Annotated in this window: 12 protein-coding genes and 1 tRNA gene; 10 read left to right on the top strand and 3 right to left on the bottom strand. The window is 66.2% G+C overall.

Translation table 11 applies throughout. The features are described from left to right. The first annotated feature begins 43 nt into the window (after positions 1-43). The 4 genes from F3H32_RS12860 to F3H32_RS12845 all read left to right on the top strand — a co-directional run bounded on the left by F3H32_RS12860 (position 44) and on the right by F3H32_RS12845 (position 4,569). A complete protein-coding gene (locus tag F3H32_RS12860) occupies positions 44-1,120 on the top strand; it encodes a branched-chain amino acid ABC transporter permease (RefSeq protein WP_115754427.1) in 1,077 nt (358 codons plus the stop codon). Positions 1,121-1,165: 45 nt separating this feature from the next. After that, a complete protein-coding gene (locus F3H32_RS12855; protein ID WP_149766205.1) occupies positions 1,166-2,446 on the top strand; it encodes an ABC transporter substrate-binding protein in 1,281 nt (426 codons plus the stop codon). A 62-nt stretch (positions 2,447-2,508) separates the two neighbouring features. Continuing rightward, entirely contained in the window at positions 2,509-3,333 is an 825-nt protein-coding gene (locus tag F3H32_RS12850) for an ABC transporter ATP-binding protein (RefSeq protein ID WP_149766204.1), read from the top strand. An 18-nt stretch (positions 3,334-3,351) separates the two neighbouring features. Then, on the top strand, positions 3,352-4,569 hold the full coding sequence (locus F3H32_RS12845) for a phenylacetate--CoA ligase family protein (RefSeq protein ID WP_149766203.1): 1,218 nt from the start codon (positions 3,352-3,354) through the stop codon (positions 4,567-4,569). A gap of 253 nt (positions 4,570-4,822) precedes the next feature. Here F3H32_RS12845 and ykgO read toward each other — a convergent pair whose 3' ends face one another. Then, entirely contained in the window at positions 4,823-4,948 is a 126-nt protein-coding gene (ykgO, locus tag F3H32_RS12840) for a type B 50S ribosomal protein L36 (RefSeq protein ID WP_024842876.1), read from the bottom strand. An 82-nt stretch (positions 4,949-5,030) separates the two neighbouring features. Beyond that, positions 5,031-5,105: transfer RNA gene (locus tag F3H32_RS12835), tRNA-Val, on the bottom strand. 180 nt (positions 5,106-5,285) lie between these two features. Between F3H32_RS12835 and F3H32_RS12830 the strand changes: the two genes are divergently transcribed. The 3 genes from F3H32_RS12830 to F3H32_RS18105 are packed head-to-tail and all read left to right on the top strand — an operon-like array spanning position 5,286 to position 7,338. Then, positions 5,286-6,149: an N-formylglutamate amidohydrolase gene (locus tag F3H32_RS12830; protein ID WP_149766202.1), complete on the top strand. Its 864-nt coding sequence runs from the start codon at positions 5,286-5,288 to the stop codon at positions 6,147-6,149. A gap of 18 nt (positions 6,150-6,167) precedes the next feature. Next, positions 6,168-7,055, top strand: coding sequence for an SPFH domain-containing protein (locus F3H32_RS12825; RefSeq protein WP_149766201.1), 888 nt, complete (start codon positions 6,168-6,170; stop codon positions 7,053-7,055). A 10-nt stretch (positions 7,056-7,065) separates the two neighbouring features. Beyond that, a complete protein-coding gene (locus tag F3H32_RS18105) occupies positions 7,066-7,338 on the top strand; it encodes a hypothetical protein (protein ID WP_188128661.1) in 273 nt (90 codons plus the stop codon). A 52-nt stretch (positions 7,339-7,390) separates the two neighbouring features. Here F3H32_RS18105 and pyrF read toward each other — a convergent pair whose 3' ends face one another. Then, positions 7,391-8,083 (bottom strand): orotidine-5'-phosphate decarboxylase, encoded by a 693-nt coding sequence (gene pyrF, locus F3H32_RS12815; RefSeq protein ID WP_188128660.1) that lies wholly within the window; start codon positions 8,081-8,083, stop codon positions 7,391-7,393. 156 nt (positions 8,084-8,239) lie between these two features. Here pyrF and clpB point away from each other — a divergent pair, with 156 nt between their 5' ends. The 3 genes from clpB to F3H32_RS12800 all read left to right on the top strand — a co-directional run bounded on the left by clpB (position 8,240) and on the right by F3H32_RS12800 (position 12,521). Next, complete coding sequence (gene clpB / locus F3H32_RS12810; RefSeq protein WP_149766199.1) at positions 8,240-10,867, top strand: ATP-dependent chaperone ClpB; 2,628 nt, start codon at positions 8,240-8,242, stop codon at positions 10,865-10,867. A gap of 131 nt (positions 10,868-10,998) precedes the next feature. Beyond that, a complete protein-coding gene (gene msrP / locus F3H32_RS12805) occupies positions 10,999-11,895 on the top strand; it encodes a protein-methionine-sulfoxide reductase catalytic subunit MsrP (protein WP_149766198.1) in 897 nt (298 codons plus the stop codon). Beyond that, positions 11,895-12,521: a protein-methionine-sulfoxide reductase heme-binding subunit MsrQ gene (locus tag F3H32_RS12800; protein WP_149766197.1), complete on the top strand. Its 627-nt coding sequence runs from the start codon at positions 11,895-11,897 to the stop codon at positions 12,519-12,521. The genes msrP and F3H32_RS12800 overlap by 1 nt, the downstream gene beginning before the upstream one ends. Positions 12,522-12,874: the final 353 nt, after the last annotated feature.

The raw sequence follows: 12,874 nt of genomic DNA, 5'->3' as shown, positions 1-12,874 counted from the left end.
GCGCGAAGCCCCCACCAGCAAGATTTGAAGCCGGGAGGGGCAGATGTTCTATCGTGAGGCGGGCGACTTCAAGACGAGCTATCGCGATGATGGCCAGACCTTTCCGATCCGGCTGGATCGCTGGGGCTATTACGCGGTCCTGGCGGTGGCGTTCCTGGTCGTGCCCTTCGTCATCGACAGCTACTGGGCGAATGCGGTCCTGGTGCCCTTCCTGATCTATGCCATCGCCGCCATCGGGCTGAACATCCTGACCGGCTATGCCGGGCAGGTCAGCCTGGGCACCGGCGGCTTCATGGCGGTGGGGGCCTATGCGGTCTACAAGCTGATGACCGCCTTTCCGGGGGTGCCGATCGTCATTCATATCGTGCTGGCCGGCGCGATCACTGCCGTTGTCGGCATGTTGTTCGGCCTGCCCAGCCTGCGCATCAAGGGCTTCTACCTGGCGGTGGCGACGCTGGCGGCGCAGTTCTTCCTGGTCTGGCTGTTCAACAAGGTGCCGTGGTTTTACAACTATTCGGCCTCGGGCCAGATCAACGCGCCCGAGCGCACCATCCTGGGCTGGGCAGTGACCGGCCCTGCGACCTCGGCCTCGGCGAAATACCTGGTCTGCCTGGTCTTTGCCGTCGTGCTGGCCTGGGTGGCGCGCAACCTGACCCGCGGCAGCGTGGGGCGCAAATGGATGGCGATCCGCGACATGGACATCGCCGCCGAGATCATCGGGGTCAATCCGCTGACCGCCAAGCTGTCGGCCTTTGCCGTCTCCAGCTTCTTTGTCGGCATCGCCGGCGCGCTGCTTTTCGCCGTCTACCTGGGTGCGGCCGAGGCCAGCGAGGCATTCGGCATCAACAAGAGCTTCCTGATCCTGTTCATGGTCATCATCGGCGGGCTGGGCAGCATCTTCGGCAGCTTTGCCGGCGCCGCCTTCCTGGTGCTGCTGCCGGTGTTGCTGAAGAACGTGCTGGTGGCGCAGTTCGGCTGGCCGACCGACCTGGCCGCCCATATCGAACTGATGATCGTCGGCGCGCTGATCGTGTTCTTCCTGATCGTCGAGCCGCATGGCCTTGCCCGGCTTTGGGCGCTGACAAAGGAAAAGCTGCGGCTCTGGCCGTTCCCGCATTAACGACCGGACAACCGGCACAATCAAAACCTTGGGGAGGAGACCAAGATGAAGCTGAAACTTGCAACTGTCGCACTGGGCGCCGTCATGGCGGCGGCGCCGGCCATGGCCGACCTGGTGGTGCCCAACCTAAGCTATCGCACCGGGCCTTATGGGGCGAACGGCACGCAATATGCCGATGGGTTCAACGACTACTTCACCCTGCTCAACGAACGCGACGGCGGCATCGGCGGCGAAAAGGTCCGCACCCCGGAATGCGAGACCGCCTACAACACCGAAAAAGGCGTCGAATGCTACGAGGCGACCAAGGGCGACGGCGCGCTGGTCTATAACCCGCTTTCGACCGGCATCACCTATCAGCTGATCCCCAAGGTCTCGGTCGACCAGAAGGTGCTTTATACGCCCGGCTACGGCCGCACCTCGGCCAAGAACGGCAAGGTCTTCGAATGGATTTTCAACGCGCCGGCCAACTATTGGGACGGCGCCAGCGTGGCGATCAAATATCTGCTGGACCAGAACGGCGGCGACCTGAACGGCAAGAAGATTGCGCTGGTCTATCACAACTCGGCCTATGGCAAGGAGCCGATCCGCACGCTTCAGGACCTGTCGGCAAAGCACGGCTTCACCCTGACCGAACTGCCCGTCGATCCGCCGGGCCAGGAACAGAAAAGCCAGTGGTTGCAGATCCGCCGCGACAAGCCGGACTATGTCATCATGTGGGGCTGGGGCGTGATGAACCAGGCCGCCATCCAGGAAGCCGCCAACATCCGTTTCCCGATGGAGAATTTCATCGGCGTCTGGTGGTCGGGGTCCGAGGTGGACGTGCTGCCGGTCGGTGCTGCGGCGCATGGCTACAAGTCGCTGACCTTCAACGGCGTCGGCACCGATTATCCGCTGTATGACGACATGCAGAAATACGTCGTCGAGCCCGGCAAAGCCTCGCAAGGCGGCCAGTTCGTCGGCTCGTCGCTGTATTCGCGCGGCATGTATGCGGCCGTCGTCATCGCCGAGGCGATCAGGAAGGCCCAGGAACTGGCCGGCACCGCACAGATCACCGCCCCGCAATTGCGCGACGGGTTCGAGGCGCTGGACATCACCCCCGAGCGCCTGGCCGAGATCGGGCTGCCGGACTTTGGCCCCGAGATCAAGATGTCCTGCGACAACCATGGCGGCAGCGGCATGGCGCGGCTTCAGCAATGGGACGCCGAAGCCAAGAAATGGAGCCTGATCACCGAGTTCACCGCGCCCGACCAAGAGGTGCTGGACCCGCTGATCGTCGAAGACAGCGAAGCCTATGCCAAGGAAGCCGGCATCTCGCCGCGCTGCTGATCCCCGGCCCCGGCGGTTCGCCGCCGGGGTCCCTTGTCCTCGCGTCCTGAAAGGGAAAGCCCATGTTCGACGCCGCGCCCCGAGCCGAGACCCTGCTTGAGGTCAACAATATCGAGGTGATCTATAACCACGTCATCCTGGTGCTGAAGGGCGTCAGCCTGTCGGTGCCCAAGGGCGGCATCACCGCGCTGCTGGGCGGCAACGGCGCCGGCAAGACCACGACGCTGAAGGCGATCTCGAACCTGCTGCATTCCGAGCGCGGCGAAGTCACCAAGGGCACGATCAGCTATCGCGGCGAGCGGGTGCAGGAACTGGACCCGGCCAGCCTGGTCAGGAAGGGCGTGATCCAGGTGATGGAGGGGCGCCATTGCTTCGAGCACCTGACCATCGAGGAAAACCTGCTGACCGGCGCCTATACCCGCGGCGACGGCCGCGCCGCCATCGCCCGCGACCTCGAGATGGTCTATTCCTATTTCCCCCGCCTCAAGGAGCGCCGCAAAAGCCAGGCCGGCTATACCTCGGGCGGCGAACAGCAGATGTGCGCCATGGGCCGGGCGCTGATGTCGCGCCCCGAAACGATCCTGCTGGACGAACCCTCGATGGGCCTGGCCCCGCAACTGGTCGAGCAGATCTTCGAGATCGTCCGCGCGGTGAACGAGGGCGAGGGCGTCACCTTCCTCCTGGCTGAACAGAACACCAATGTGGCGCTGCGCTATGCCCATTACGGCTATATCCTGGAAAGCGGCCGCGTGGTGATGGACGGGCCGGCGGAGGCGCTGCGCGAGAACCCGGACGTCAAGGAATTCTATCTCGGCATGTCCGACCAGGGCCGCAAGAGCTTTCGCGACGTGCGGTCCTATCGCCGGCGCAAGCGCTGGCTGGCCTGAGCGCAGAAAGGCACCTTCATGGCATTCTATGACGAGTTTGAAACCCGCCGCGCGGAAGAGCGGGCGCTGTGGCTGGCGGCGGAACTGCCGGCCGCCATCGCCCGCGCGCGAACCGCGCCGGGGCTGGCGCGCATCCTGGGCGATGTCGAGCCCGCGCAGATCACCACGCGCGAGGCGCTGGCCCGGCTGCCGGTGATCCGCAAGTCCGAACTCTCGGCCGCGCAAAAGGCATTCCCGCCCTTTGGCGGCTTCACCACCCGGCCGGCGGCGGATTTCGAGAACGTCTTTCAAAGTCCCGGCCCGATCTATGAACCCGGCCGGCGCGGCGACGACTGGTGGCGGCTGGGCCGCTTCCTGCATGCGGCGGGCGTGGGGCGGGGCGACATCGTCCACAATTGCTTTGGCTATCACCTGACCCCGGCGGGGATGATGTTCGAAAGCGCCGCCCGTGCGGTCGGGGCCGCCACCCTGCCGGCCGGCACCGGCCAGACCGAATTGCAGGTCCGCGCCGCGGTGGACATCGGCACCACGGTCTATGCCGGGACGCCCGATTACCTGAAGATCATGCTCGACAAGGCCGACGAGCTGGGCGAGCGGCTGCGCTTCACCCGCGCCGCGGTTTCGGGCGGGGCGCTGTTTCCCGCCCTGCGCCAGGCCTATGCCGATCGCGGCATCGCCACGACGCAATGCTATGCCACAGCCGACCTGGGCCTGATCGCCTATGAATCCCCGGCCATGGAGGGGATGATCGTGGACGAGCGGGTGATCGTCGAAATCGTCCGGCCCGGCACCGGCACCCCGGTCCCGGATGGCGAGGTGGGCGAGGTCGTCGTCACCACGCTGAACCCGGACTATCCGCTGGTTCGCTTTGCCACCGGGGATCTTTCGGCGGTGCTGCCGGGGATCAGCCCCTGCGGCCGCACCAACATGCGCATCAAGGGCTGGATGGGCCGCGCCGACCAGACCACCAAGATCAAGGGCATGTTCGTGCGTCCCGAACAGGTCGCGGCGCTGATGGCGCGTCATCCGGAAATCGCGCGGGCTCGGGTGGTGGCGGACAGGGCCGGGGACATGGATGTGATGACGGTGCTGCTGGAAACCGGGGCCGATGATGCGGCAAGATACGAGGGAACGGTGCTCGACACGCTGAAACTTCGCGGCCGGGTGGAACTGGTTGCGCCGGGCTCGCTGCCCAATGACGGCAAGGTGATCGAGGACCGGCGCAGCTACGACTGACCGCGGCCCCGACCGGGCGGCATGCCGGCGCGGCTGGCCGGAATCGCATCACAGGCACCGGCGCCGATCCAGCCGACGCCCTCATCGCGCTTCCCGGCAATATGGGTCGCGCGCCCGGCCTTCTTTCGTGCTGAAATATCCACGGGGGTGTGGGGGCAGTCAGCCCCCACCTGCGGCGCGCCGGCCTTGCCGAATGAAAAACGCCCGCGGCGCGGGGCCGGCGGGCGTTTCCGAATCGAACCAGGCGGCAGCTTCAGCCCTGGCGGGCCTTGAAGCGCGGGTTGGTCTTGTTGATGATATAGATGCGGCCCTTGCGGCGCACGACCTGGCAATCACGGTGGCGGCTCTTGAGCGAGCGGAGCGAATTGCGAACCTTCATCGGTCTTCTCCTATCGCGGCGCATCGCTAGGTCGCGCCTTGAAAACGAAATACCCCCGAAAACCCTCGGGGGCGCGAAAGAATGGTGGGCGGTACTGGGATCGAACCAGTGGCCACTACGATGTCAACGTAGTGCTCTACCGCTGAGCTAACCGCCCCCCGACAGGTGATTCTGCCGGCTCGTGCCGCCAGATCCCTTGATCGGCGTGTCTATAGCCACCTCCTCCACGGGTTTCAAGCCCTCAATCGACAGCTATTGGCGCGGCTCGATCATGGTTTATAAACTTCCTGTCTCGACCACCCAGGAAGGGCGCAATCGCCGTGGGGGAAAGCCGGAAATGACCAGGCCAGAGCCGACCTATGATCTGACGCGGCCGCAGCAATGGCTGGGCGGGGTGATCTTTGCCTCACCCCATTCAGGACGCGCCTATCCGGGGTGGTTCCTGGCCGAATCGCGGCTGGACGCGCAGCTTCTGCGCTCGTCCGAGGATGCTTTCGTCGACCGGCTGATCCGGCCGGCGCTGGATCACGGCGCGGTGCTGCTGACCGCGCGGGTGCCGCGCTGCGTCGTGGACCTGAACCGCGGCCCCGAGGAAATGGACCCCCTGGTGGTCGCCGGGGCGGCGCCGGTGATGACCAATCCGCGCATCATGGCCGGGCTTGGGGTGATTCCGCGCGTCGTCTCGCAGGGCCGCGCCATCCGCGACCGGCCGATCCCCAGGGCCGAGGCCGAAAGCCGCATCGCCCGGCTTTGGCATCCCTACCACCGCGCGCTTGCGGCGCTGATCGACGAGGCGGTGGCGCGATTCGGCGGCGCCATCCTGTTCGACATGCATTCCATGCCGCGCGACGCGCTGACCCATCTGCCCCGCCCGCGGCCCGACATGGTGCTGGGCGACCGCAACGGCGTCTCGGCCGCGCCACGCATCAGCGCCGGCGTGGTCGAGGCGGTGACGGCCGAGGGCTTTCGGCTGCGGCGCAATTCGCCCTTTTCCGGCGCCTATATCACCCAGACCTATGGCCGGCCGCGCAACAATGTCCATGTGGTGCAACTGGAACTGGACCGCTCGCTTTACATGGACGAGCGCCGGATCGAGCCGCGCCCCGATTTCGACCTGTTCCAGGCGCGTTTCGCGCGTATCGTCGAGCGGCTGGCGCGGCTGCGGCCGGATGCAAGCGATTCGGCCGTCGCGGCCGAGTGACCCAGGAAAGGAAAAGCGATGCCGCCCGAAATCGCCGAGATGATCGGCCAGAACCTGGCGCTGGTGGTGCTGGCGCTGGTGATCCTGCTGGCCGTCAGCCGCGCCGTCCGCATCGTCCCGCAATCCGAAAAATACGTCGTCGAGCGCTTCGGCCGGCTGCATGCGGTGCTGGGGCCGGGGATCAACTTCATCGTTCCCTTCCTGGACCAGGTCGCGCATCGGATCTCGGTGCTGGAATGCCAGCTTCCGACCTCGCGCCAGGACGCGATCACGGCCGACAACGTGCTGGTCCAGGTGGAAACCAGCGTCTTTTACCGCATCATCGAGCCGGAGAAGACCGTCTATCGCATCCGCGACGTGGATGCGGCGATCACCACCACGGTGGCGGGGATCGTGCGCTCGGAAATCGGCACCATGGAATTGGACCAGGTGCAGTCCAATCGCGCCCCCCTGATCGAACGCATCCGCGAATCGCTGGCCAATATCGTCGACGACTGGGGCATCGAGGTGACGCGGGCCGAGATCCTGGACGTCAACCTGGACGAGGCGACGCGGGCCGCCATGCTGCAACAGCTTAACGCCGAGCGCGCCCGCCGTGCCCAGGTGACCGAGGCCGAGGGCCGCCGCCGCGCGGTGGAACTGGCCGCCGACGGCGATCTTTACGCCGCCGAGCAGCAGGCCAAGGCCAAGCGGCTGCTGGCCGATGCCGAAGCCTATGCCACCGCGGCCATTGCCACGGCCATCCGCGACGGCGGGATCGAGGCGGCGCAATACCAGGTCGCCATGCGCCAGGTCGAGGTGCTGACCGAGGTCGGCAAAGGTCAGGGCAAGCAGACCGTTATCGTCCCCGCCTCGGCGCTAGAGGCGCTTGGGGACGCTTTCCGCATGTTCCGCGGCGCGAAGTAAGGGGGCGCGGATGAGCTGGGCGAATGGCTGGATCTGGATCATCGCGGCGCTGGTCCTGGCGGCGCTGGAACTGGCGCTGCCGGGCTGGTTCTTTCTGGGCCTGGCCGGTGCGGTGCTGCTGATGGGGCTGGCGCTGGTCCTGGGCCTTTGGCCCGGCGGGCTGCCGATGGCGCTGGTGGTCACGGCGGTGCTGACCGGGGTGATCTGGCTGGCGCTGCGGCGCATCTTCGGCAGGAACCGGGGCGAAGTCCGGCGCTGGACCCGCGACATCAACGACAATTAGGCGCGGCTAGCCGATCGGGATGCGCGGGTCAGCGATGGCGCAGCCCCGCGGGTCAGCGCCCGGCCAGTTCCGCCTGGATCGCCTGCGCCGCGGCGCGCGGGTCCGCCGCCTGCCAGATCGGTCGGCCGACGACGATATGGTCGGCGCCGTTGGCGATGGCGGTCGCCGGCGTCTCGATCCGCTTCTGGTCGCCGGCATCGCTGCCGGCCGGGCGCACGCCGGGGGTGACGATCAGCCGGCCCGCCGCCTGGGGCAGGGCGCGGATCAGGGCTGCCTCGCGCGGGCTGGCGATGACGCCGTCCGCCCCGGCCTCGAAGGCGCGGGCGGCGCGGGTCGCCACGATGTCCGCCACGTCGCCCGGCACGATCAGCCCGGCATCCAGGTCGGCCCGGTCCAGCGAGGTCAGGATGGTCACCGCCAGGATCTTGAGCCCCGACCCGCTTGCACCCTGTTTCGCCGCCCGGACCACATGCGGGTCGCCATGCACGGTCAGGAAATCCAGGTCGTATTGCGCGATGCCTTTCACCGCCGCCTCGACCGTGGCGCCGATGTCGAAGAACTTCATGTCCAGGAAGATACGCTTGCCATGTTCCTGCTTCAGCTCATTGGCCAGCGCCAGGCCGCCGCCGGTCAGCATGCCCAGCCCGATCTTGTAGAAACTGGCGGCGTCGCCGATCCTTTCGGCCAGTTCCAGCCCGGCCAGCGCGTTCGGCACGTCCAGCGCCACGATCAGACGGTCGTCCATGTTTTCCCTTTGGCCCCTGCGACAAACGGGCCGCTTATAGGGGGGAACCCTCTGTCTTGAAACCCCGTTTCCTCCTGCCCATGTCACAGGCAGGACCCGAGCCGGATCGTGCCAATGCGGGCGATCCAAAGCGGGGGCTGAGGAAAGGATTTTCATATGGATATGGAAAAGTTCACGGAACGGTCGCGGGGCTTTCTGCAAGCGGCGCAGACCATCGCCATCCGCGAGGAAAACCAGCGCGTGATGCCCGAACACCTGCTCAAGGCGCTGATGGATGATGACCAAGGCTTTGCCAGCAACCTGATCGCGCGGGCCGGGGGCGATGCCCAGGCCGTGCGCCAGGCCGTCGACCAGGCGGTGGCCAAACAGCCCAAGGTCAGCGGCGGGCAGGGGCAGGTCTATGTCGACCCGTCGATGGTGCGCGTGCTGGACGAGGCCGAGAAGCTGGCCAAGAAGGCCGGCGACAGTTTCGTGCCGGCCGAGCGGGTGCTGACCGCGCTGGCCATCGTCAACACCAATGCCCGCGATGCGCTGACGGCGGGCAAGGTGACGGCGCAGGGGCTGAACAGCGCGATCAACGACATCCGCAAGGGGCGCACGGCCGACACCGCCAGCGCCGAGGACAGCTATGAGGCGCTGTCGAAATACGCCCGCAACCTGACCGAGGCCGCGGCCGAGGGCAAGATCGACCCGATCATCGGCCGGGACGAGGAAATCCGCCGCGCCATGCAGGTGCTGTCGCGGCGCACCAAGAACAACCCGGTGCTGATCGGCGAACCCGGCGTCGGCAAGACCGCCATCGCCGAGGGGCTGGCGCTGCGCATCGTCGATGGCGACGTGCCCGAATCCCTGCGCAACAAGCAGCTTTGGGCGCTGGACATGGGCGCGCTGATCGCCGGCGCGAAATACCGCGGCGAGTTCGAGGAGCGGTTGAAATCCGTCCTGAAGGAGATCGAGAACGCCGCCGGCGAGGTGGTGCTGTTCATCGACGAGCTTCACGTCCTGGTCGGCGCCGGCAAGACCGACGGCGCCATGGATGCCGCGAACCTGATCAAGCCGGCCTTGGCGCGGGGCGAATTGCATTGCGTCGGCGCCACCACGCTGGACGAATATCGCAAATATATCGAAAAGGACGCGGCGCTGGCCCGGCGCTTCCAGCCCGTCATGGTCGAGGAGCCGACGGTCGAGGACACCATCAGCATCCTGCGCGGCATCAAGGAAAAATACGAACTGCACCACGGTGTTCGTATCAGCGATGCCGCGCTGGTGGCCGCCGCGACGCTGTCGCATCGCTACATCACCGACCGCTTCCTGCCCGACAAGGCGATCGACCTGGTGGACGAGGCGGCAAGCCGGCTGCGCATGGAGGTGGACAGCAAGCCCGAGGAACTGGACCAGTTGGACCGGCAGATCTTGCAAATGCAGATCGAGGCCGAGGCGCTGAAAAAGGAAGACGACGCGGCATCCCAGGACCGGCTGGAAAAGCTGGAAAAGCAGTTGTCGGAATTGCAGGAGAAATCCGCCTCGCTGACCGCGCGCTGGCAGGCCGAACGTGACAAGCTGGAAGGCTCGCGCACGCTCAAGGAGCGGCTGGACCGCGCCCGCGCCGAACTGGACCAGGCCAAGCGCGAAGGCAACCTGGCCCGCGCCGGGGAACTCAGCTACGGCATCATCCCCGGCCTTGAGCGGCAACTGGCCGAGGCCGAGGGCCATAACGACGGCCTGCTGGTCGAGGAAACCGTCCGCCCCGAGCAGATCGCCGAGGTGGTCGAACGCTGGACCGGCATCCCCACCAGCAAGATGCTGGAGGGCGAGCGCGAAAAGCTGCTGAAGATGGAGGACGTGCTGGGCAATCGCGTCATCGGCCAGTCCGAGGCGGTGACGGCGGTGTCCAATGCCGTGCGCCGGGCGCGGGCGGGGCTGAATGACCCCAAGCGGCCCCTGGGCAGCTTTCTGTTCCTGGGTCCGACCGGGGTCGGCAAGACCGAACTGACCAAGGCCATCGCCCAATATCTGTTCGACGACGACAGCGCCATGGTCCGCATCGACATGTCCGAATTCATGGAGAAGCATTCGGTCGCGCGGCTGATCGGCGCGCCCCCCGGCTATGTCGGCTATGACGAAGGCGGCGTCCTGACCGAGGCGGTGCGGCGCCGCCCCTATCAGGTGATCCTGTTCGACGAGGTCGAAAAGGCGCATCCCGACGTCTTCAACGTGCTGTTGCAGGTTCTGGACGACGGCCAGTTGACCGACGGCCAGGGCCGGACGGTGGACTTCAAGCAGACGCTGATCGTGCTGACCTCGAACCTGGGGGCGCAGGCGCTGTCGGCCTTGCCCGAAGGGGCCGATTCGGGCCAGGCGCGCGCGCAGGTGATGGATGCGGTCCGGGCGCATTTCCGGCCCGAGTTCCTGAACCGGCTGGACGAGATCATCATCTTCCACCGGCTGACGCGCGAGAACATGGACGCCATCGTCCGCATCCAGCTTGCGCAGCTGGAAGGCCGGCTGGCCCAGCACAAGATCGGGCTGGAGCTGGACGAGGCGGCGCTGAAATGGCTGGCCGACGAAGGCTATGACCCGGTCTTCGGCGCCCGGCCGCTGAAGCGGGTGATGCAGCGCAGCTTGCAGAACCCCCTGGCCGAGATGATCCTGGCCGGCGAGGTTCTGGACGGCCATGCCGTGCATGTCACCGCCGGCCCCGAGGGGCTGGTGGTCGGCAACCGCGTCTCTTCGGCCCATCTGGGCTCGGCGGATGAAAGCGGGCCGCGGGTACCGCTGCACTAAGGAAACAAAGGGGGCGGCTGCGCGGCATCCGCCCCTTTTCCCGCCCGGCGCTCGCGCGGCAATCACGCGGAGTTTCATCGGCATCGGCCGGGTCGGGTGGCATGATATGCGCAACGACGGGGGGAACCGCCATGAAGCTGAAATGGTCCGATGTGACGCCCCAGGCGGACTATCTGAACCGCCGCGCCTTTCTGGCCGCGGGCATGGCGGCATTGGCGACGCCCGCCCTGGGGCTGGAGGGCCGGCCCTCGGCCTTTTCGACCGACGAGGCGCTGAACAGCCTGGAAGACATCGCGCATTACAACAATTTTTATGAATTCGGCACCGGGAAAAGCGATCCGTCGCAACATGCCGGCGGCCTGAAGACCTCGCCCTGGTCGGTGACCATCGACGGCATGGTGGACCGGCCCGGCAGCTATGGCGTCGAGGACCTGGCCCCCGACGCGGCGCTGGAAGAGCGCATCTACCGCCTGCGCTGCGTCGAGGGCTGGTCGATGGTCATCCCCTGGCTGGGCGTGCCGCTGGCCGGCGTGCTGGACAAGGCGGGGGTGCAGCCGGGCGCGAAATTCGTTTCCTTCCAGACGCTGCATGACCCCGAGCAGATGCCGGGCCAGCGCCGGCCGATCCTGGACTGGCCCTATCGCGAGGGGCTGCGGCTGGACGAGGCGATGAACCCGCTGGCCATCCTGGCGACCGGACTTTACGGGCGCGTGCTGCCCAACCAGAACGGCGCGCCGATCCGGTTGGTGGTGCCGTGGAAATACGGCTTCAAGTCGATCAAGTCGGTGGTCAGGATCTCGCTGACCGACAGCCAGCCGGAATGTAGCTGGCAGATGGCGCAGCCCAGCGAATACGGATTTTATGCCAACGTGAACCCGCAGGTGGACCACCCCCGCTGGTCGCAAGCGACCGAAAGGCGCATCGGCGGCGGGCTTTTCGGCGGCCGGCAAGACACGCTGATGTTCAACGGCTATGGCGAACAGGTGGCCGGGCTTTACGCGGGCATGGACCTGGCGAATCATTACTGATGGCGCAGCGCCTCAATCGCTGGCTGCGGCGGGTTCCGGTCTGGGCGGTCTGGCTGGCGGGGCTGATCCCGCTGGGCTTGCTGGTCTGGGACACGCTGCACGGCAATCTTGGCGTCGATCCGGTGCGCGACATCGAACACCGGCTGGGCCGCACCGCGATCTATTTCCTGCTGGCGACCCTTGCGGTCACGCCGCTGTTGCGCATTACCCGCCTGAACATGATGCGGTTTCGGCGCGCGCTGGGCCTGCTGTGCTTTACCTATGCCGCCTGCCATGTCGGGGCCTGGGTGGTCTTCGACATGAGCTTCCTTTGGGCGCAGATGCTCAGGGACGTGGTGAAGCGGCCCTATCTGGTCTTCGGCATGTTGGGTTTTGGCATGATCCTGGTGCTGGCGGCGACGTCGAACGGGTTCTCGGTGCGCCGGCTTGGTGCGCGCTGGAGGCAGCTGCACCGGCTGGTCTATCCGCTGGCGATTCTTGCCGCGGCGCATTGGCTTTGGGCGCTGAAGGTCTGGGAACCCTGGCCGCTGGCGATTCTTGCGGCGATTCTGGGGCTTTTCGGGCTGCGAATTTGGGTTTTCGCCGCAAAAGCCCGGTCCCCCAAAATGGCGCGCAGCCATGGCTGACGCCGCGTGTTCCGAAAATCCCTTATATTTCACTCACTTCCCTAATATTGTCATTTTTTTGAATTTTGTCTCTTGCGGGTTTTGGGCGGGGGGCCTAAATACCCGCTCACCGAGACGACGGGACGGTCGGAACGGGACGGGACGCGGCGCTTGACGCGCGGTTCTGGGACAATCTGGGAATGCACGACCGGACGGTGCGTCGCTTGTTAGGCGCCTCTTCCGTGATTTTGTTTCCCCTGCTTTTTGACATTGCTGTTTCATGAAGGGATATGCGGGCGGTCTGGTCGTTTTCGACGGGAAGCTTGCGTATCGGCCTGGTAGGGGTGACCCGATGATCCAGGTGTCAGCTTCAC

Origin of the sequence: Paracoccus thiocyanatus (genome assembly GCF_900156255.1) — a bacterium.
GTDB classification, from domain to species: Bacteria; Pseudomonadota; Alphaproteobacteria; order Rhodobacterales; family Rhodobacteraceae; genus Paracoccus; species Paracoccus thiocyanatus.
The sequence above is the reverse complement of the archived record's forward strand: the minus strand, read 5'-3'. Positions and strand labels throughout refer to the sequence as shown.

Bases quoted from the DNA above. Each gene is read 5' to 3' on its own strand.
- F3H32_RS12845 (WP_149766203.1), top strand. From the start codon at position 3,352: ATGGCATTCTATGACGAGTTTGAAACCCGCCGCGCGGAAGAGCGGGCG.
- ykgO (WP_024842876.1), bottom strand. From the start codon at position 4,948: ATGAAGGTTCGCAATTCGCTCCGCTCGCTCAAGAGCCGCCACCGTGAT.
- msrP (WP_149766198.1), top strand. From the start codon at position 10,999: ATGAAGCTGAAATGGTCCGATGTGACGCCCCAGGCGGACTATCTGAAC.
- F3H32_RS18105 (WP_188128661.1), top strand. From the start codon at position 7,066: ATGAGCTGGGCGAATGGCTGGATCTGGATCATCGCGGCGCTGGTCCTG.
- F3H32_RS12850 (WP_149766204.1), top strand. From the start codon at position 2,509: ATGTTCGACGCCGCGCCCCGAGCCGAGACCCTGCTTGAGGTCAACAAT.
- F3H32_RS12800 (WP_149766197.1), top strand. From the start codon at position 11,895: ATGGCGCAGCGCCTCAATCGCTGGCTGCGGCGGGTTCCGGTCTGGGCG.
- clpB (WP_149766199.1), top strand. From the start codon at position 8,240: ATGGATATGGAAAAGTTCACGGAACGGTCGCGGGGCTTTCTGCAAGCG.
- F3H32_RS12825 (WP_149766201.1), top strand. From the start codon at position 6,168: ATGCCGCCCGAAATCGCCGAGATGATCGGCCAGAACCTGGCGCTGGTG.
- F3H32_RS12830 (WP_149766202.1), top strand. From the start codon at position 5,286: ATGACCAGGCCAGAGCCGACCTATGATCTGACGCGGCCGCAGCAATGG.
- F3H32_RS12855 (WP_149766205.1), top strand. From the start codon at position 1,166: ATGAAGCTGAAACTTGCAACTGTCGCACTGGGCGCCGTCATGGCGGCG.
- pyrF (WP_188128660.1), bottom strand. From the start codon at position 8,083: ATGGACGACCGTCTGATCGTGGCGCTGGACGTGCCGAACGCGCTGGCC.
- F3H32_RS12860 (WP_115754427.1), top strand. From the start codon at position 44: ATGTTCTATCGTGAGGCGGGCGACTTCAAGACGAGCTATCGCGATGAT.